16 protein-coding genes are annotated in these 17,289 nt (G+C 30.5%); 6 read left to right on the top strand and 10 right to left on the bottom strand.

Translation table 11 applies throughout. From position 1 onward, the window contains the following. The first annotated feature begins 64 nt into the window (after positions 1-64). A complete protein-coding gene (locus tag AC5SLY_RS01210) occupies positions 65-607 on the top strand; it encodes a TraR/DksA C4-type zinc finger protein (protein ID WP_271626804.1) in 543 nt (180 codons plus the stop codon). Between the two features lie 33 nt (positions 608-640). Here the strand turns inward: AC5SLY_RS01210 and AC5SLY_RS01205 are convergent, their stop codons facing one another. The 5 genes from AC5SLY_RS01205 to AC5SLY_RS01185 all read right to left on the bottom strand — a co-directional run bounded on the left by AC5SLY_RS01205 (position 641) and on the right by AC5SLY_RS01185 (position 4,234). Beyond that, complete coding sequence (locus AC5SLY_RS01205) at positions 641-1,414, bottom strand: MOSC domain-containing protein (RefSeq protein ID WP_494598949.1); 774 nt, start codon at positions 1,412-1,414, stop codon at positions 641-643. A gap of 8 nt (positions 1,415-1,422) precedes the next feature. Next, a complete protein-coding gene (locus tag AC5SLY_RS01200; protein WP_494598948.1) occupies positions 1,423-2,049 on the bottom strand; it encodes a glutathione S-transferase family protein in 627 nt (208 codons plus the stop codon). Further along, on the bottom strand, positions 2,046-3,062 hold the full coding sequence (locus AC5SLY_RS01195; protein WP_494598947.1) for an NAD(P)/FAD-dependent oxidoreductase: 1,017 nt from the start codon (positions 3,060-3,062) through the stop codon (positions 2,046-2,048). The genes AC5SLY_RS01200 and AC5SLY_RS01195 overlap by 4 nt, the downstream gene beginning before the upstream one ends. Beyond that, positions 3,063-3,383: a 2Fe-2S iron-sulfur cluster-binding protein gene (locus AC5SLY_RS01190; RefSeq protein ID WP_011281820.1), complete on the bottom strand. Its 321-nt coding sequence runs from the start codon at positions 3,381-3,383 to the stop codon at positions 3,063-3,065. Between the two features lie 83 nt (positions 3,384-3,466). After that, on the bottom strand, positions 3,467-4,234 hold the full coding sequence (locus tag AC5SLY_RS01185) for a bacteriorhodopsin-like (RefSeq protein ID WP_494598946.1): 768 nt from the start codon (positions 4,232-4,234) through the stop codon (positions 3,467-3,469). Positions 4,235-4,449: 215 nt separating this feature from the next. Between AC5SLY_RS01185 and AC5SLY_RS01180 the strand changes: the two genes are divergently transcribed. After that, positions 4,450-6,345, top strand: coding sequence for a propionyl-CoA synthetase (locus AC5SLY_RS01180; protein ID WP_494598945.1), 1,896 nt, complete (start codon positions 4,450-4,452; stop codon positions 6,343-6,345). Continuing rightward, positions 6,345-6,677, top strand: a complete 333-nt coding sequence (locus tag AC5SLY_RS01175; protein ID WP_006997281.1) for a DMT family transporter — start codon at positions 6,345-6,347, stop codon at positions 6,675-6,677. The genes AC5SLY_RS01180 and AC5SLY_RS01175 overlap by 1 nt, the downstream gene beginning before the upstream one ends. Here AC5SLY_RS01175 and AC5SLY_RS01170 read toward each other — a convergent pair. Further along, a complete protein-coding gene (locus AC5SLY_RS01170; protein WP_271564685.1) occupies positions 6,674-7,978 on the bottom strand; it encodes a dihydroorotase in 1,305 nt (434 codons plus the stop codon). The genes AC5SLY_RS01175 and AC5SLY_RS01170 overlap by 4 nt on opposite strands. A gap of 43 nt (positions 7,979-8,021) precedes the next feature. On the opposite strand from AC5SLY_RS01170, the gene ygfZ reads away from it, so the two are divergent. Genes ygfZ through nadC form a run of 3 tightly spaced genes read left to right on the top strand, consistent with a single transcriptional unit; the run spans position 8,022 to position 10,789 of the window. Continuing rightward, positions 8,022-8,909: a CAF17-like 4Fe-4S cluster assembly/insertion protein YgfZ gene (gene ygfZ, locus AC5SLY_RS01165; RefSeq protein WP_018413901.1), complete on the top strand. Its 888-nt coding sequence runs from the start codon at positions 8,022-8,024 to the stop codon at positions 8,907-8,909. A gap of 51 nt (positions 8,910-8,960) precedes the next feature. After that, a complete protein-coding gene (nadA, locus tag AC5SLY_RS01160) occupies positions 8,961-9,950 on the top strand; it encodes a quinolinate synthase NadA (protein WP_006997284.1) in 990 nt (329 codons plus the stop codon). 5 nt (positions 9,951-9,955) lie between these two features. Beyond that, complete coding sequence (gene nadC / locus AC5SLY_RS01155; RefSeq protein WP_271627253.1) at positions 9,956-10,789, top strand: carboxylating nicotinate-nucleotide diphosphorylase; 834 nt, start codon at positions 9,956-9,958, stop codon at positions 10,787-10,789. Here nadC and ppdK read toward each other — a convergent pair. From ppdK to AC5SLY_RS01135, 4 genes are read right to left on the bottom strand one after another with little or no spacing between them, the layout of a single operon-like run. Then, positions 10,786-13,449 (bottom strand): pyruvate, phosphate dikinase, encoded by a 2,664-nt coding sequence (gene ppdK / locus AC5SLY_RS01150; protein WP_494598943.1) that lies wholly within the window; start codon positions 13,447-13,449, stop codon positions 10,786-10,788. The two genes, nadC and ppdK, sit on opposite strands and share 4 nt — an antisense overlap. Beyond that, positions 13,449-15,515 carry a glycine--tRNA ligase subunit beta gene (gene glyS, locus AC5SLY_RS01145; protein ID WP_494598942.1) on the bottom strand — a complete coding sequence of 689 codons (2,067 nt, stop codon included), beginning with the start codon at positions 15,513-15,515 and terminating at the stop codon, positions 13,449-13,451. The genes ppdK and glyS overlap by 1 nt, the downstream gene beginning before the upstream one ends. Next, positions 15,515-16,399 (bottom strand): glycine--tRNA ligase subunit alpha, encoded by an 885-nt coding sequence (locus AC5SLY_RS01140; protein WP_271521427.1) that lies wholly within the window; start codon positions 16,397-16,399, stop codon positions 15,515-15,517. The genes glyS and AC5SLY_RS01140 overlap by 1 nt, the downstream gene beginning before the upstream one ends. Then, on the bottom strand, positions 16,389-17,195 hold the full coding sequence (locus AC5SLY_RS01135) for a S49 family peptidase (RefSeq protein ID WP_271521425.1): 807 nt from the start codon (positions 17,193-17,195) through the stop codon (positions 16,389-16,391). Before AC5SLY_RS01135 ends, AC5SLY_RS01140 begins: the two co-directional genes overlap by 11 nt. Positions 17,196-17,289 lie beyond the last annotated feature (94 nt).

Genomic DNA, 17,289 nt, shown 5'->3' with positions numbered 1-17,289 from the left:
ATGAATTAAGCTTGCTTGACACGTATTAATTGCTGAATATACTCCGGCCACTAAATTTATACATATGCCTAAAATCTCAAAATCATCTACTAAAAAGACAATAGTTAAAACAAAAAAAGTTGCTGCTGTAGTCAAAAAAGCTACTAAAGTAATAAAAAAAAATAGTACACCTGAAATCAAAGTAAAGGCACCAATTAAAATTTCAAAAACATATATCCCAAAAGAAACAGAAAAATATATGTGCGATAAACATTTATCTTTTTTTAAGATAAAACTTACTGAATGGAAAAAAGAATTGGTAAAAGCAAATAATGAAGCTCTTTACAATGGGTCAATGGATGACAATAGTGTTTCAGCAGATATTGTTGATCAAGCAAGTTCTTACACGGATAAAACTGTAGAAATGAAAGCAATTAATAGACAAATCAAATTAATTTCTAAAATTGACCAAGCTTTAATAAGAATAAAAGATAAAACTTTTGGATTTTGTGCAGAAACTGCTGAACCAATTGGATTAAAAAGATTGATGGCTAGACCAGTTGCCCATCTTTGTATTGCAGCACAAGAAAAGCATGAAAAAGATGAAAAGGTATACGCTGATGATTAAACTTAGAAATTGATAGCTAAAACCTCTTTATTATTAACATTCCACTATATTTCCTGCTTCTACTTTGCCTTCATCTAAAGACCTCAAGTAAACACCCATATCACAATGATCGTAGTTTTTTTTTAATAACTTCAGCAAACTCTTATCACTAATATCTGTTTCAGGTTTTAAATTAACTGCAGTACAACGTGGAATATTTTTTTCTATTTTAAAAGAAATATTATTAATTTTTATAATCTTTCCAATCCATTTACGCTCTTCCCAAGCTTTAAGTCCTTCAATGTAAAAATTTCCTCTAAATCTCTCTAATTCAATTTTTTGATTAATTTTTTTTTCAAAATCTTTAATACTATTTAAATTGATAAGGGATATGGAATTAAAGATCTTATTTGAATGAGATGTATCAAAGAAAGGAGCAATATTACTTTGTAATAAGAAAATTGGTTTGGTTAATGAATTTTCTAATTCTAGTATTTTATTTACAAGTATAGATTTTTGCTCTGGATCATCTGCTATTATTGATAATAGCTGCTTGTCACCAAGTTTTAAAATTAATTTATTATTTTTGTATTCAAAATTATATTTATTTAAAACTGGTGAATTTTTTAATGTTAAGAAATTATTAAGCTTTCTTTCACTTGGGTTTTTCTCAATTATAAGTGCTTTTTTTAAGTCAATAATTCTGGAAAATGCAAAACTCCTATCATTTACAATTCCCAAATCTTTTTTAATGATGCATGATTTGATATTTGTAAAAGATAAAGATTTTACGGGACTAAAGTATATTGATGAAATCAAAACACTCATAAAGATTATTATGGTTGTGGAATCTTAGAGTTGTTTTTTAATAAATCGTACCCTTTTACAACAGCTTCTCTTTTTGCAATATCTAAATACCATCTAGTTAAGTTGTTATAATTTTTAAGACCAATATCATGCCATTCATGTCTTGCAATCCATGGCCAAGTTGCAATATCTGCAATCGTATATTCGTTTCCAGCTAAGTATTTTGATGAAGATAATCTTTCATCCAATTCGCCATAAATTCTTTTTGTAATTTTAAAATATCTTTCTTCTCCAAATTCACTTTTACCAGGATTATAATGATGAAATTGATGATGTTGCCCGATCATTGGTCCAATAATTCCCATCTGTGCCATCAACCATTGATTTATAACATTTCGATCTTTTACTTCATAAAATTTATTATATTTTTCTGCTAAATATATAAGTATTGCTCCAGACTCGAATAATGACTGTCCATTTTCGTGATCTATAATTACTGGTATTTTTCCAAACGGGCTTATCTTTTTAAAATCTGTTTTAAATTGTTCATCTTTTGACAGATCAATTTTAGTAATTTTAAAATCACAACCTATTTCCTCTAACATTATTGTAATTTTTTTTCCGTTTGGAGTATCTGCTGTAAATAACTCTATCACTCTTTAACACCTAGTCTGCCTTTTACCGTCTTAGAGGAAGTGGTAAACTCGAATCTGTATTTTTCATCTGGCTTAGCATACTTAAAGCAACCTCTCGCAGCTAATGCTCCTTCATGAAATCCTGAAAGTATTAATTTTAGTTTTCCAGGATAGGTACAAATATCTCCGATTGCAAATATACCATTTAGGTTTGTTTCAAAATTTTCTGTGTTAACGGGAATTGTTTTTTTATCTAAGTTTAAACCCCAGTCTACAATAGGACCAAGCTTCATAATCAGTCCAAAAAAGCCCAAAACATAATTTGTTTCTAACTCTTTTAAACTTTCGTCGTCATGTTTTATTTCTATTGATTTAATATTTTGCTCTCCCTTAACTGAGTTTAATTGGTATTTAGTATAAATTTTTAGTTTTCCAGATTTTTCTAATTCTTTAATTTTATCTATGCTCAATTGAGCTCCTGTAAATTCATCTCTTCTGTGTATTAAGTTTACATATGAGCTTTTTGATAATTCAATTGCCCAATCTAATGCTGAATCTCCTCCTCCAAATATTGAAATTGTTTTATCCTGAAAAATTGTTTTATCTTTAATTGAGTAAAATAAAGATCGATTTTCATATTTTTCACATTCTTTTGGCGAAAATTTTCTTGGCTCAAACGATCCCACACCACCAGCAATAATTATATTTGGTGTTTCAAACTCTTTATTTTTATTTGTTTTTACAATCCACTTATTATTAACTTTATTAACTTCTTCTACTCTTTCATTAAGATGAAATTTAATATTAAAAGGCTTTATTTGTTTGATTAAATTATTAGTTAATTCCTCTCCAGTACATTCTGGAACTGCTGGAATATCATAAATTGGTTTGTCTGGATAAAGTTCAATACATTGGCCTCCAATTTTATCTAAATTATCAACTATCTCACAATTCAATCCAATTAAACCTAGTTGATGAGCACAAAATAATCCTGTTGGACCTGCGCCAATTATTAATGCATCTGTTTTAATCATTTAACCTTGTTTTGATGGAATGCTAACTGTTAGTCCATCTAATTCATCTGAAACTAATATTTGACAACTCAATCTACTGTTTTGTTTTGGTTCAAACGCCATATCTAACATGTCTTCTTCTCCGTCTTCTTTTTTTGGAAGTTTATCAAACCATTCTTCTTTGACATAAACATGACAAGTAGCACAAGCCATTCCACCACCACAATCAGCATCAATTCCAGGAATGTCGTTTTGAACCGCGCCCTCCATTACACTCAATCCATTGGAAACTTCTATGGTATGAGACTTTCCATTATCTTCTAAGTATGTAATCTTTGGCATATATCTAAATATAATGAGATAAAAAAAAAGGGCAAGTATGTAAAAACATACCTGCCCTTCTTCTAATTATTTAACGAGTAAAACTACTTAGCTCTACCAGGTTGAGACATTGCTGCTGCCCAAATGATTAGACCAAAAGCGATCTTGTTCAAAAAGTCAGCTGCGTTGTAAATCACGTTTAGTGAGTTTGCGTCCATTCCACCAGTCATGTAACCAAATACATAACCTAATGGGTAGATAGCCCAACCAACTGTAACGATCATTCTCATTGCACCAAATGCAGTAACAAGAGCCTTGTTTCCACTTTTCGCTGCATTTTTTCCTGCTTCGCCTGAGAATACTTCATAAAGAATGTAGAACCATCCAGCCATACCGATTACAAAACCAAGTGTAGTGTTGATGTATCCTGCTTCTCCTAAGTATCCACCGATTAACATTACTAAAGTACCAATCATCAATCTCCAGAATATTCCAGAGTTTGCTTTATTTACTGCTGCAAGAACAAAATAGAATTCTAACATCAATAATGGAACTGTAATTAACCAGTCGATATATCTGTATACTGTTGGTGACTCACCAGTCGTAACCCATACATCTCTCATGTACATGTAATGAATAAATGCAATACCAGTAACTAGTCCTGCAACAGTGATTGAAACTCTCCAGTTAGCTGGAACTGATGCTCTTTCAATAAAAAAGAATGCAGTTGACGCTAATAACGCCATTGACACAAGCCAGAACGAAATTCCGACAAAGTCATCAGATGCTAACATCGCAGTTTCTGCGTTTGCTACACCTGAAACACCCATTAGGGCTACAGCTGTAAGAGCAAACAATTTTAGTTTTTTCATAAAAAACTCCCTCTTTTGTTAGTTTTTAACTTTTAGTTTATATAAACTAGACTTAAACAAACGCTTAAGTCATGTTGGGGTGTAACTATCAAAGTTATTTAGTTTTTAGAAGTCCTAATTACATCTAATTTGTATTGATTTTACTTACTTTTTAAATTTAAATACAATTTTTAATTTAATAATCTTAAAAAAATAACAAAATAGAATCAAATAATATGTCAAAAAAATTTAATGATATTTACCAAAATTCTTTAAAAAATCCTGAAGATTTTTGGCAAGAAGTCTCTAATGATATTTTTTGGTTTAAAAAACCCACTAAAATTTTAAATAAATCTAATCCACCTTTTTATAAATGGTTTGAGGATGGTGTTACCAACACTTGTTATAATGCTTTAGACATTCATATCGATCAAGGTAGAGGTGACAAGCTAGCTTTAATCTATGACAGCCCAATAACTGGCAACAAAAAGCAGTTTACCTATAAAGAATTAAGAGAAAAAGTTTCAAAATTTGCAGGAGCTTTAAAAAACCAAGGGGTTAATAAGGGAGATAGGGTTATAATCTATATGCCCATGATCCCAGAGGCCGTTATTGCAATGTTGGCTTGTGGAAGAATTGGAGCAATTCACTCTGTGGTATTTGGTGGTTTTGCATCCAGTGAATTAGCAAGCAGAATCGATGATAGTAAAGCAAAAATATTAGTTACGGCTTCGTGTGGCTTTGAACCTGGAAGAACTGTTGAGTACAAACCTCTAGTGGATGAAGCCATAAAAATGGCATCTCATAAGATAGAAAAAATAATCCTATTTCAAAGATCTGGAAATGAAGCAAATATAAATGCTCCAAAAGAAATCAGTTGGGATGAAGCACTTTCAAATGCAAAAGAAGTAGATTGTGTTGAAATGAATTCAAATGATTTAGCTTATATTTTATATACCTCAGGAACTACGGGTGTGCCAAAAGGAATAGTTAGAGATATTGGTGGTCATATAGTTGCTTTAAAATGGACTATGAAAAATATTTATAACATTGATGCTGATGATGTTTGGTGGTCAGCAAGTGATATTGGATGGATTGTTGGTCACTCTTATATTGTTTATGCCCCTTTATTTAAAGGTTGCACTACGGTATTATTTGAAGGAAAGCCCGTTGGCACTCCTGATGCCGGTGCTTTTTGGAAAATAATTTCTGATTATAAAGTAAAATCACTTTTTACTGCACCAACTGCTTTTAGAGCTATTAAAAAAGAAGACCCTGAGGGAAAATTTTTTTCCAAGTATGATTTAAGTAAATTTGAGTCATTGTTTTTAGCTGGTGAAAGAGCAGACCCAGATACCATTAAGTGGGCAGAAAATTTATTAAAAGTTCCTGTAATTGATCATTGGTGGCAAACTGAAACTAGTTGGGCAATTAGTTCTAATTGTACAGGAATTGAAATGATGAAAACAAAGTATGGCTCAGCTTGTAAGGCTGTTCCTGGTTATGACGTTCAAATTATGAAGCCAGATCAAACTTTAGCAAAACCTAATGAGATGGGAGATATAGTTATAAAATTACCTTTGCCTCCTGGGACTTTTCCAACATTATGGAATGCAGATAAAAGATACAAAGATAATTACATGACCAACTATGACGGTTACTATGAAACTTATGATGCAGGTCATATAGATGAAGATGGTTACATTTGGATTATGTCTAGAACAGATGACATTATTAATGTTGCAGGTCATAGATTATCTACAGGCGCTATAGAAGAAGTTTTATCAGAACACCAATCAGTTGCTGAGTGTGCAGTATTAGGTGTTGCAGATAAATTAAAAGGACAATTGCCAATTGGTTTGGTCGTTCTTAAATCTGGTGTTGAAAAAGATCACACAACAATTTCAAAAGAGTGCGTTCAGATGGTTAGAGATAAAATTGGTCCTGTTGCTGCATTTAAGATTGTAATTGTTATTAAAAGATTGCCAAAAACAAGATCTGGAAAAATATTAAGAGGAACAATAAGAAAAATTGCTGATGGGGAAGATTATAAAATGCCAGCAACTATTGATGATCCTGTAATTTTAACTGAGATAAAAGAAGACTTAATGAAAAATAGTATTCTTAAATAATGATAAAGACATATTTATTTTTAACTATTGCAATTTTTTGTGAGGTAGGTGGAACAATGTTATTACCCGTGTCACAAAATTTTACCAAAATAATTCCAACCACAACACTTGCAATTTTGTATCTATCTTCATTTTACCTTTTAACATTTGTGGTTGATAAACTTCCTATCGCTATTGTTTATGCAACATGGAGTGGCCTTGGCATATTTACAATTGCAATATTAGGATATATTTTCTTCAAACAATCACTATCATGGCAGGCTGTTTTAGGGTTATTCTTTATTGTTACTGGTGTTGTTCTGGTAAATAGCTTTACTATAAAAACTATTTAAAATTTTAAAGGCTTACCGTCAGGTTCTCCCAATATCTTACCATCTCTCATTTTGATTTGGCCAGCAATAATTGTTGACACGGGAGTTCCTTTAAATTCATATCCATCAAAAGGTGACCAAGCACATTTACTTTCAATATTTTCATTTTTAATTGTAATTTTTTTATTCATATCAACAATTGTAAAGTCTGCATCAAATCCTTCTTTAATAAAACCTTTATCTTGAATGCCAAAAATTTTTACTGGATTTTCACATATAGAATTCATTAATTGTTCTAAACTTAATTTTCCATCATTAACATGGTTTAACATAACTGGTAAAAGTGTCTGAACACCTGGCATTCCAGATGGTGAATTGGGATATTTTTTTTCTTTATTTTCTTTTAAATGTGGAGCATGATCAGACCCAATTGTGTCATTAAGATTATTTTTTACTCCATACCATAACCTGTCATAGTGAGACTTATCTCTTATTGGTGGGTTCATTTGAGCATATGTTCCAAGTTTATCATAACAATCTGGAGCATAGATTGTTAGATGTTGAGGTGTTATCTCAAATGTGATGTTACCTTTGTGCTGCGATAAAAAATCAATTTCTTGTTTGGTTGTTACATGAAGGATGTGTGCTTTTTTTTTATATCGCTCAGCTATTCTTACAATTCTTCTAGTCGATGAAATTGCACATTCTTCACTTCTCCAAATTGGATGTGAGTGAACATCTCCATCTTTAATTAATTTTTTATTCCTATTTAAAATTTCTTCATCTTCAGAGTGAACTGAAACAACTTTAGAACTACTTTTAAATACTTTTTCAATATCTTCTTCAAATTGAACTAATAGATTTCCCGTCGAAGAACCGGCAAAAAGCTTAATTCCACAACATCCTTCTAAGTTTTTTAAGTCTGCTAACTCATCAGCGTTATCTGGTGTTGCACCAAAATAAAAAGCATAGTTGCAATACATTCTATTTTTTGCAAGATCTAATTTCTTTTGAAATTCAACTTTATTAGAAGTTGGTGGATTAGTATTTGGCATTTCAAAAACACTCGTTATTCCTCCAACAATTGCTGCCCTACTTCCTGAATGAAGATCTTCTGTGTCAGTTGATCCGGGTTCCCTAAAATGAGTTTGAGTATCAATACATCCTGGTAAAACAGTTAATCCCTTGGCATCAAAAACTTCTTTTGCTTCACTATCAATTTTACCAATTTCTATGATTTTACCATCTTTGATTGCTATATCTTGATCTTTAAGATCTTTATCTATGTAGCAAGAACCGTTTTTAATTATTAGATCTAACATTTATGAAAAAAGTAATTATATTATATTAAGACATCAATCAATTATGAATAATCAAAATGTATACATTTTAGAAGATAGAGGAATTCTGTATATAAACGGTGCAGATGCTAAAGAATTTTTACAGAATATGATTAGTAATGACATTAATAAAGTAAGTGAAGACAGTAGTTGTTTTGCATCACTATTAACTCCTCAAGGAAAATTTCTTTTTGCTTTTATTATCATAAAACACAAGTCTGGCTACTTCATTGACTGTGAAAAATCTCAAACAGAAGCACTTTTCAAACAACTTAGTGTCTATAAACTTAGATCAAAAGTTGAAATTATGAATCTTAGTAACGAATTTGTTGTAGCTGCGTTTAATAAAGAAAAATTTTTAGAATTTGAAGGATCAAAAGATATTGCTGGGAATACAATTAAATATAGAGAAGATTCCATCTTGTTAGACCCAAGAAATAAAGATTTAGGTGCAAGGCTTATCATCAATTTAGAAAAGCTTTATCTGTCTTTAAAAAAATTAGAGCTAAAAGATTCTCCAATTACTGAATATTATAAATTGAGTCATCAATTAGGAATTCCTCAAAAAAACATGAATGAATTACAGAATAAGCTATTTGGAATTGAATGTAACTTTGAAGAATTGAATGGAATAGACTTTAAAAAAGGCTGTTATGTTGGGCAAGAGAATACCGCAAGAATTAAATTAAAAAATAAACTTTCAAAAAGATTATTACCTATTTATTTAATTGAAGGAGAAATAAATCAAGATGATTTAATCTATAATGGTGATTTTGAGATAGGAAAAGTTTTAATAAGTAATGAATATCCTTTTGCTTTAATTAAATATTTGGATGATAATTTTAATCAAGAAAATGAGTTTAAAAGCAAAAACGCTAAGTTAAAAATCAAAATTCCTAGTTGGATTAATTAGTGCGTCAGAATAAATGCATGACAAGATTGTATCAAATTGATAGGTTTTAATATGGAGTTTACTGAAGAAGTAAAAAAAGCAACCGATCCAATTTATCAAAAAATCTCTAAGGTTTTACCTGAGATTGAATGGTCAGTTCATGCTCCCTATATTCATAGAATTAATCAATTAAAAAAAGAAAAAAATGCGGTTATTCTTGCGCATAATTATCAAACACCAGAAATTTATCACGGTGTAGCAGATTTTGCAGCTGACTCTTTGGCTCTAGCAGTAGAAGCTTCAAAAACTTCAGCAGATATTATTGTAATGGCTGGTGTACACTTTATGGCAGAGACAGCAAAATTAATGAGTCCACAAAAAAAAGTTTTGTTACCCGATATGCTTGCAGGATGCTCCTTGTCATCCTCTATTACAGGTAAGGATGTAAGATTATTAAAAGAAAAATATCCAGGGGTACCTGTTGTCTCATATGTAAATACTTCGGCAGATGTTAAAGCTGAAACTGACATTTGCTGTACATCAGCTAATGCCGTTAAGATTGTTAATTCTCTTGGTGTTAAAAAAGTTATATTTCTACCTGATGATTATTTAGCTAAATATGTAGCTTCTCAGACAGATGTTGAAATTATTGCTTGGAAAGGAATTTGCATTGTTCATGACCAATTTAACGAAAAAGAAATCCACGATATAAGAAAAAATAATCCAGGAATAAAGATTATTGCACATCCTGAATGTCCACCCGATGTAATTAAAGCAAGTGACTTTGCTGGTTCAACTTCAGGAATGATCAAATATGTAGAGGACAATCAACCTAAAAAGGTAATGATGGTTACGGAATGTTCTATGAGTGATAATATTCAGGTAGAAAATCCTAATGTTGAATTTATTAAACCATGCAACCTATGTCCTCATATGAAAAGAATTACTCTACCAAAAATTTTGGCCTGTTTAGAAAATGAAACTGGTGAGATAATTATGGATAATGAAACTATCAACAAAGCAAGAATACCCGTTGAAAGAATGACTGCTATTGGCAGATAATAAATGTGCCTAAAATTAAATTAAGCAAATATTATATCAAGAATAAAGTTAAGCTTGCATTAAATGAGGATCTTTATCCAAATGGAGATATTACTTCAAGTTTAGTTAAGAATAGTAAAGTTATAAAAATCAAATTAATTTCAAATCAACAAGCTGTAATTGCTGGCTTAGAGTTTGCTAAACAAACCTTCAAATTAATTGATAATAAAATTAAATTTATTATTAAAAAAAAAGAAGGTTCAATAGTCAAAAAGAACGACGTAGTGGCAACAATTGAGGGTAGGGCTGAAAATATTTTAATTGGTGAGAGGGTTGCTTTAAATTTTTTAAGTCATATCTCTGGAATTGCTACTAAGACTAATCAATTTGTTAAATTAGCTAATAAAAAAACTAAAATTTGCTGTACTAGAAAAACAATTCCAACCTTAAGAGTAATACAAAAATATGCCGTTTCGTTAGGTGGTGGTACAAACCATAGGTTTAATTTAAGTGATGAATTTCTTATTAAAGACAATCATATTGCAAGCTCTGATATTAAAACTTTAGTATCTCTTGCAATCAAAAATAAAAAAGGAAGAAAAATTACAGTAGAAGTTGATAATTTAAATCAGCTCAAAAAAATAATGGGTTTAAAATTTAATACTGTTTTGTTTGATAATATGAAAAATAAAACACTCAAGGCAGGTGTTAGAATGGCTAAAAAACATTATGAAACAGAAGCTTCTGGGAACGTTAATTTTAAATCTATTAAAAAAATTGTAGCAACGGGTGTCGATAGAGTTTCAATTGGAAGTATCACTCATAGTGTACCAGCTATAGATTTTAAATTTGAAATCTAATTTTTTTTAGAAAGTTCAGCTTGTGCAGCAGCTAATCTTGCTACTGGAACTCTATATGGTGAGCAAGAAACATAATCCAAACCTGCATTAGCACAAAAGTGAATACTTTTAGGGTCTCCACCATGTTCTCCACAAATTCCAAGTTTAATTTTTTTATTAGTTTTTCTTCCTTTTTCAACTGCAATTTCTATTAAATCACCTACTCCGTCATCTATAGAGATAAATGGATCTATAGAAAAAATCTTATTCTCAAGGTAATCATTTAAAAATTTACCACTATCGTCTCTACTTAAACCGAATGTTGTTTGAGTTAAGTCATTAGTTCCAAAACTAAAGAACTCAGCGTGTTTAGCTATATCATCAGCTTTAATTGCTGCTCTTGGTAATTCAATCATTGTACCAACTAAATAATCTATTTTAATTTTTTTATCCTTTTGAACTTCTTTTGCAACTCTGACTACTAAATCTTTCATTATTCTAATCTCAGCTTCAGTTGATACTAAAGGGATCATAATTTCTGGAAATGCCGACTTAATTTTTTTTATCTTAAGTTCAGATAAAGCCTCAAAGATTGCTCTACATTGCATTTCATAAATTTCTGGAAAAGAAACTCCCAATCGACACCCTCTATGACCAAGCATCGGGTTTTGTTCATGTAACTCGTTAATTCGAGACTCAATTTCTTTTAATGGTAACCCTACAACTTTTGCTACATCATTAATTTCTTTTTCTGTTTTTGGAAGAAACTCGTGTAATGGTGGATCTAACAGTCTCACTGTGACAGGAAGACCATTCATAATTTTGAATATTTGTACAAAATCTTTTTTTTGATGTGGTAAAAGTTTTGCTAGCGCCCTGTTTCTATCTTCTACTGTTTTTGATAAAATCATTTCTCTAACAGATAAAATTCTCTCTTCATCAAAAAACATATGTTCAGTTCTACAAAGTCCTATGCCTTCTGCTCCAAAGTCTCTTGCAGTTTTTGTATCTGATGGTGTTTCTGAATTCGTTCTTACTTTTAGTTTTCTAAAATTATCTGCCCAGCTCATTAATTTGGAAAAGTCTCCTGAAATTTCTGGTTTAACCGTTGGCACTTCTCCTAGAATAATTCTTCCTGTTGAACCATCAATTGTAATAATGTCTCCCTCTTTAATTTCAATAGAAGAAGTTTTAAAGGTTTTCGCTTCATAGTTAATATCAATCTCACTAGAGCCAGAAACACATGGTCTTCCCATTCCTCTTGCAACCACTGCAGCATGACTGGTCATCCCACCCCTTGCTGTTAAAATTCCTTTTGCAGCGTGCATTCCATGAATATCTTCAGGTGAAGTTTCCACACGTACCAAAATAGTATCCTGCATAACATTATTTAATCTTTCTGCTTCCTCTGATGTAAAAACAACCTTACCACTTGCAGCGCCTGGAGATGCTGGCAAACCGTTTGCTATAACGTTTAGTGTGCTTTTTTCATCTAATGTAGGGTGTAACAATGTATCTAAAGAAGCTGGATCTATTCTCATTACTGCTTCTTTTTTAGAAATCAACTTTTCTTTAACCATATCAACTGCAATTCTAACTGCAGATTTTGAAGTTCTCTTTCCAGATCTTGTTTGTAGCATCCACAATTTATTATTTTCAACTGTAAATTCTACGTCTTGCATATCTTTATAGTGTTTTTCTAAAATTTTTAAAATCTTATCCAATTGTTTAAATACTTTTGGCATAGATTCTTCCATAGAAGCTTCTTTTACCTTTGCATCTTTTCTTGCTTTTTTTGTTATATACTGAGGAGTTCTTGTTCCCGCTACAACATCTTCTCCTTGAGCATTAATTAAATATTCACCATAAACTTCATTAACGCCATCTGATGGATTTCTTGTAAAGACAACACCAGTTGCACAATCATCACCCATGTTACCAAACACCATAGACTGAACATTAACTGCTGTTCCCCATTCTGAAGAGATCTGGTTTAATTTTCTGTAGACTTTTGCTCTATTGCTTTCCCAAGATAAAAATACCGCACTAATTGCACCAAGTAATTGGTCATATACATTTTGAGGAAAATCTTTTTTAGCCTGATCCTTAACAACTTTTTTAAAATCATTAATTAGCCCTTCCCAATCATTTTCATCTAAATCAGTGTCAAGTAGAACACCTTTAGTTAGTTTGTAGTTTTCAATTAATTCTTCAAAATGATAACCTTCAACTCCCATTACAACATTTCCATACATTTGGATGAATCTTCTGTAGCTGTCCTTTGCAAATCTCATATTGGAAGTTTTATTTGCAAGTGCAATTACTGTTTTATCATTCAAACCTAAATTTAAAATTGTGTCCATCATACCAGGCATAGAAACTCTAGCACCAGATCTAACAGATAATAATAATGGATTTTTTAAATCACCAAATTTTTTCCCAACTTCTTTTTCAATAATTTTTAATTCCTTTTTTATAGTACTAACTATTTGTGGATTTAATTTTTTCTTATCTTTATAAAATAATTCACACACTTTAGTTGAGATAGTAAATCCCGGTGGAACAGGCAAGCCTATTCTCCCCATTTCAGAAAGGTTTGCACCTTTTCCACCCAAAAAGTTTTTTGGATTTTTTATTTTTTTTGAGTCCTTAGACTTGAAATTTAAAATTAATTTATTCACTATTTGGTCTCAATATTTGAAAAGTTTATGTAGTTATCAAAGGTTCTACATAACATTTGCAAAAGTTCCAATCTGTTTTTTTTGATACTTTTATCATCGTCGTTAACTTTTACATTGTTAAAAAAATCAAAAATCACTTTTTTGGCACCTGCTAAATTCGTAAGTGATTCCATGTAATTTTCATCTTTATTTATATTCGTAAAATATTTCCTTAATTCATTAATCTTTTTTAATAAATTTTTCTCATAATCATTTTTAAAAATACCAGGATCAGTTGTATTTGATAATTCAAGATCACTATTTTTTAATTCACTTTCCAGTATACTTGAAGCTCTTTTGTAACTTGCCATTACATCTTCACCAATTTCTTTTTTTATTAAATTATTTAAAGTTATGGCTTTTTTATATATTTTATTCATATGGTCTATTCCATATGAGTTAATGCTAGCTTCAGCAATATCTGTTCTAATTTTCTTTTCTTTCATATAATATTTTAATCTGTCCATTAAGAACTCTGCTAATTCTTTTTGAGATAAATCATTTGAAAGTTCAAAGCCTTGGTCCCTATGTAGAGAAGTTGAATAACTAATAAGATCTTTAATTTTAAATTCTTTATTATTATCAATTAATAATTTTATAACACCTAATGCTGATCTTCTCAGTGCAAAAGGATCTTTTGAGCTTGTTGGTTTTTGGTTAATTCCAAAAAACCCAACCAAGGTATCAATTTTGTCAGTTAAAGCTAAAGCAATACTAAATGGTTTTTTTGGTGTCTTACTATCAAGTCCTATTGGTAGATAATGTTCACTTACAGCTAGGGCTATTTCTTTATCAAAACCTTGCACTTCAGCGAAATGTCCGCCCATAATTCCTTGAAGCTCAGGGAATTCACCAACGATATCAGAAACTAAATCAACTTTACAAATTGATGCTGATAGTTCAACTTGATCTTTACTAATCAATAGTTCATCAGAGATCATTCCTCCAAGTTTTCTCATTCTTTGAATCTTATCAAAATAAGTTCCAAGACCTTTAAAATAATTCATATTTTTTAATTTTGAAACTTGCTTAACTAAATTTTGAGATTTATTTTTTTCCCAAAAGAATTGAGCATCACTTAATCTTGCCTCTACAACTCTTTCATTGCCCAGTTTAATATAACCTTTTTCATCATTGCTATTTGCTACAACTAAAAATTCATTGGTAATTTTTCCTTTTTTATCAAATGTTGGAAAATATTTTTGATGGTATTGCATTGTAATTATCAAAATTTCTTTTGGAATATTCAAAAATTTCTGATCAAATTTGCATACTATAATATTCGGTTGCTCTACTATATCTGTGACCTCATCCAAAAGTTTATTGTTAGATTCAACAGTAAAATTATTTTTTCTTGATATTTTCTCAATTTCTTTAACAATAAACTCTTTTCTTAATACGTGGTCTATAATTATACCTGATTGATTGAAAAAATCTTTATAGCTTTTAAAAGTCTTAAATATTTTTTTTTTATCTTCAAACTCTTTATCAGTAAATGTTGTGTTGGAAGATATTAAATGATGAAATTTAAAATCTAAACTTTTATTATCAAAAACTGCTAAAATAGATTTTAATGGTCTCGCCCATTTAAGATTATAATTTCCCCAAATCATAGATTTTTTCCATTGTAATTTATCAAGGATTAAAGGTGTATATTCTTGTAGTAAATCTATTGTATTAGTTTTATTTGATGGTTTCTTAAAAAAATAAAATTCTCCTTTTTCTATTTTTTTTATAAAGAGATCCTTTTTATCTATTAGATTTGATCTTAAAAAGCCCTCTACAGCTTTTTCTGGAGCATTAACATTTGGTCCTTTTATTTCTTCGGCTTTTTGTATTATTTCTTTAGATAGGCCCTCAAATAAAATTATAAGACGATTTGGTGTTGAAAATGAAGAACTTTTTTTGAACAGAATTTTTTTTTCTTCAAATAAATTTTGAAAATTTTCTAGTAAAACATTACGTGAGTTACGCTGCAAACCAGCTGGTATTTCCTCACTAAATAACTCTATAAAAAAATCTGACATTAATCTGTTTGACTGCTTAACCAACTTTCGGCAACTGCTTTTGTAATGTCTCTAATACGCCCTATATAACCTGCTCTTTGGGCAACACTTATAACTCCTCTTGCATCCAAGATATTAAAAACATGACTTGCTTTTAAACATTGATCATATGCAGGTAGTGAAATTTTTTTTTCTACCAATGCTTTTGCTTCAAGCTCAAGCATATCAAACATTTTGAATAGATTATCTGTATTAGCGTGTTCAAAATTATATGCTGAAAATTCTTTTTCTGCTTGAAGAAATACATCCCCATATTTTATACCTTCATTATTCCATAATAAATCATAAACATTTTTCATTTGTTGAGTAAACATGCAAATTCTTTCAAGGCCATAAGTAATTTCAACTGAAACAGGTTTACATTCAAATCCAGCCATCTGTTGGAAATATGTAAATTGGGTAATCTCCATTCCATCACACCAAACTTCCCATCCTAAACCTGCCGCGCCTAGTGTTGGACTTTCCCAGTCATCTTCAACAAATCTAATGTCATGTTCTTTATGATTAATACCGATAACAGCCAAACTATTTAAATAAAGTTTTTTGATATTATCTGGTGATGGCTTTATTAAAACTTGAAATTGATAATAATGCTGCAATCTATTTGGGTTCTCTCCATACCTTCCATCAGTAGGTCTTCTTGATGGCTGAACATAAGCTGCCTTCCATGGCTTAGGCCCTAATGATCTTAAAGTTGTAGCAGGGTGAAAAGTTCCAGCCCCTACTTCAATATCGTAAGGTTGAAGAATAATACAACCATGTTTACCCCAATATTTTTGAAGATTCAAAATAGTATCTTGAAATGATTGAAATTTAGGTTTTATAATTTTTTCTTTAGAAGCCATATCTTTGCCAGATAGATCTTTCCTCTAAAATATTTGCTAATTGATCCATTTGATTACTTGATGAAGAAAGTTTTTTGCTTAACCAGCCCTTAGGTTTTTCAAATTTTTTAATAACAACATCTTCACCAAATTTTTCTTTTAAAATTTCATTAGCATTACCCAATCCATCAATCAAGCCTAGCTCTTTTGATTTACTGCCCGCCCAAAACTCTCCTGAAAACAATTCAATACCATCTTTTTTAAGTTTAGATCCTCTGCTTTCTTCTACTACTCTAATAAAATCCTTATGTAGATCTAATTGAATGTTCTTAAGTCTCTCAATATCTTCAGACTTTTCTTCTTGAAATGGATCTAGTGAGCTTTTATTTTTTCCTGCAGTATGAACTCTTCTTTCAACGCCAATTTTTTTAATCAATTCTGTAAATCCAAATGATGAATAAATAACTCCTATAGATCCAATAATTGAGCTTGAATTTGCGTATATTTCATCTCCTGCGCAAGCTATTAAGTATCCACCAGAAGCCGCAACATCTTCTGCAAACACTATTACTTTTATTTTATTTTTCTTAGCTTGAGCTCGAATAAATTTGTAGATTAAATGTGATTGTACAGGCGATCCACCTGGTGAATTTATAGTAATTGCTACTGCTTTTGCTTTTTTTAGTGAAAAAGCTTTTTCTATAATTTCTTCTTGTCCTGCAAAATCTATACCCTGTTTAAACTTTCCAGCATTACCAATCACACCATTTAGCTTGATATGAGCTACTATTTTTTTCTTTTTAAAAAAAGAGAACATTGTTAATCCTTACAGAGTTTTTGATATAATATAAAGCCTACTTATAGTTGAAGATTAAGGTGCGTCAATTGATAAGTAATAAATATAACTTAAT

The sequence above is a fragment of the Candidatus Pelagibacter sp. PS_23 genome (genome assembly GCF_059417905.1).
Note: the sequence above shows the minus strand (reverse complement) of the source record. Positions and strands in the feature narration are given on the sequence as shown.

Bases quoted from the DNA above. Each gene is read 5' to 3' on its own strand.
- nadA (WP_006997284.1), top strand. From the start codon at position 8,961: ATGGAGTTTACTGAAGAAGTAAAAAAAGCAACCGATCCAATTTATCAA.
- AC5SLY_RS01140 (WP_271521427.1), bottom strand. From the start codon at position 16,399: ATGGCTTCTAAAGAAAAAATTATAAAACCTAAATTTCAATCATTTCAA.
- AC5SLY_RS01170 (WP_271564685.1), bottom strand. From the start codon at position 7,978: ATGTTAGATCTAATAATTAAAAACGGTTCTTGCTACATAGATAAAGAT.
- AC5SLY_RS01180 (WP_494598945.1), top strand. From the start codon at position 4,450: ATGTCAAAAAAATTTAATGATATTTACCAAAATTCTTTAAAAAATCCT.
- ygfZ (WP_018413901.1), top strand. From the start codon at position 8,022: ATGAATAATCAAAATGTATACATTTTAGAAGATAGAGGAATTCTGTAT.
- AC5SLY_RS01210 (WP_271626804.1), top strand. From the start codon at position 65: ATGCCTAAAATCTCAAAATCATCTACTAAAAAGACAATAGTTAAAACA.
- AC5SLY_RS01195 (WP_494598947.1), bottom strand. From the start codon at position 3,062: ATGATTAAAACAGATGCATTAATAATTGGCGCAGGTCCAACAGGATTA.
- AC5SLY_RS01185 (WP_494598946.1), bottom strand. From the start codon at position 4,234: ATGAAAAAACTAAAATTGTTTGCTCTTACAGCTGTAGCCCTAATGGGT.
- AC5SLY_RS01175 (WP_006997281.1), top strand. From the start codon at position 6,345: ATGATAAAGACATATTTATTTTTAACTATTGCAATTTTTTGTGAGGTA.
- glyS (WP_494598942.1), bottom strand. From the start codon at position 15,515: ATGTCAGATTTTTTTATAGAGTTATTTAGTGAGGAAATACCAGCTGGT.
- AC5SLY_RS01205 (WP_494598949.1), bottom strand. From the start codon at position 1,414: ATGAGTGTTTTGATTTCATCAATATACTTTAGTCCCGTAAAATCTTTA.
- AC5SLY_RS01135 (WP_271521425.1), bottom strand. From the start codon at position 17,195: ATGTTCTCTTTTTTTAAAAAGAAAAAAATAGTAGCTCATATCAAGCTA.
- AC5SLY_RS01190 (WP_011281820.1), bottom strand. From the start codon at position 3,383: ATGCCAAAGATTACATACTTAGAAGATAATGGAAAGTCTCATACCATA.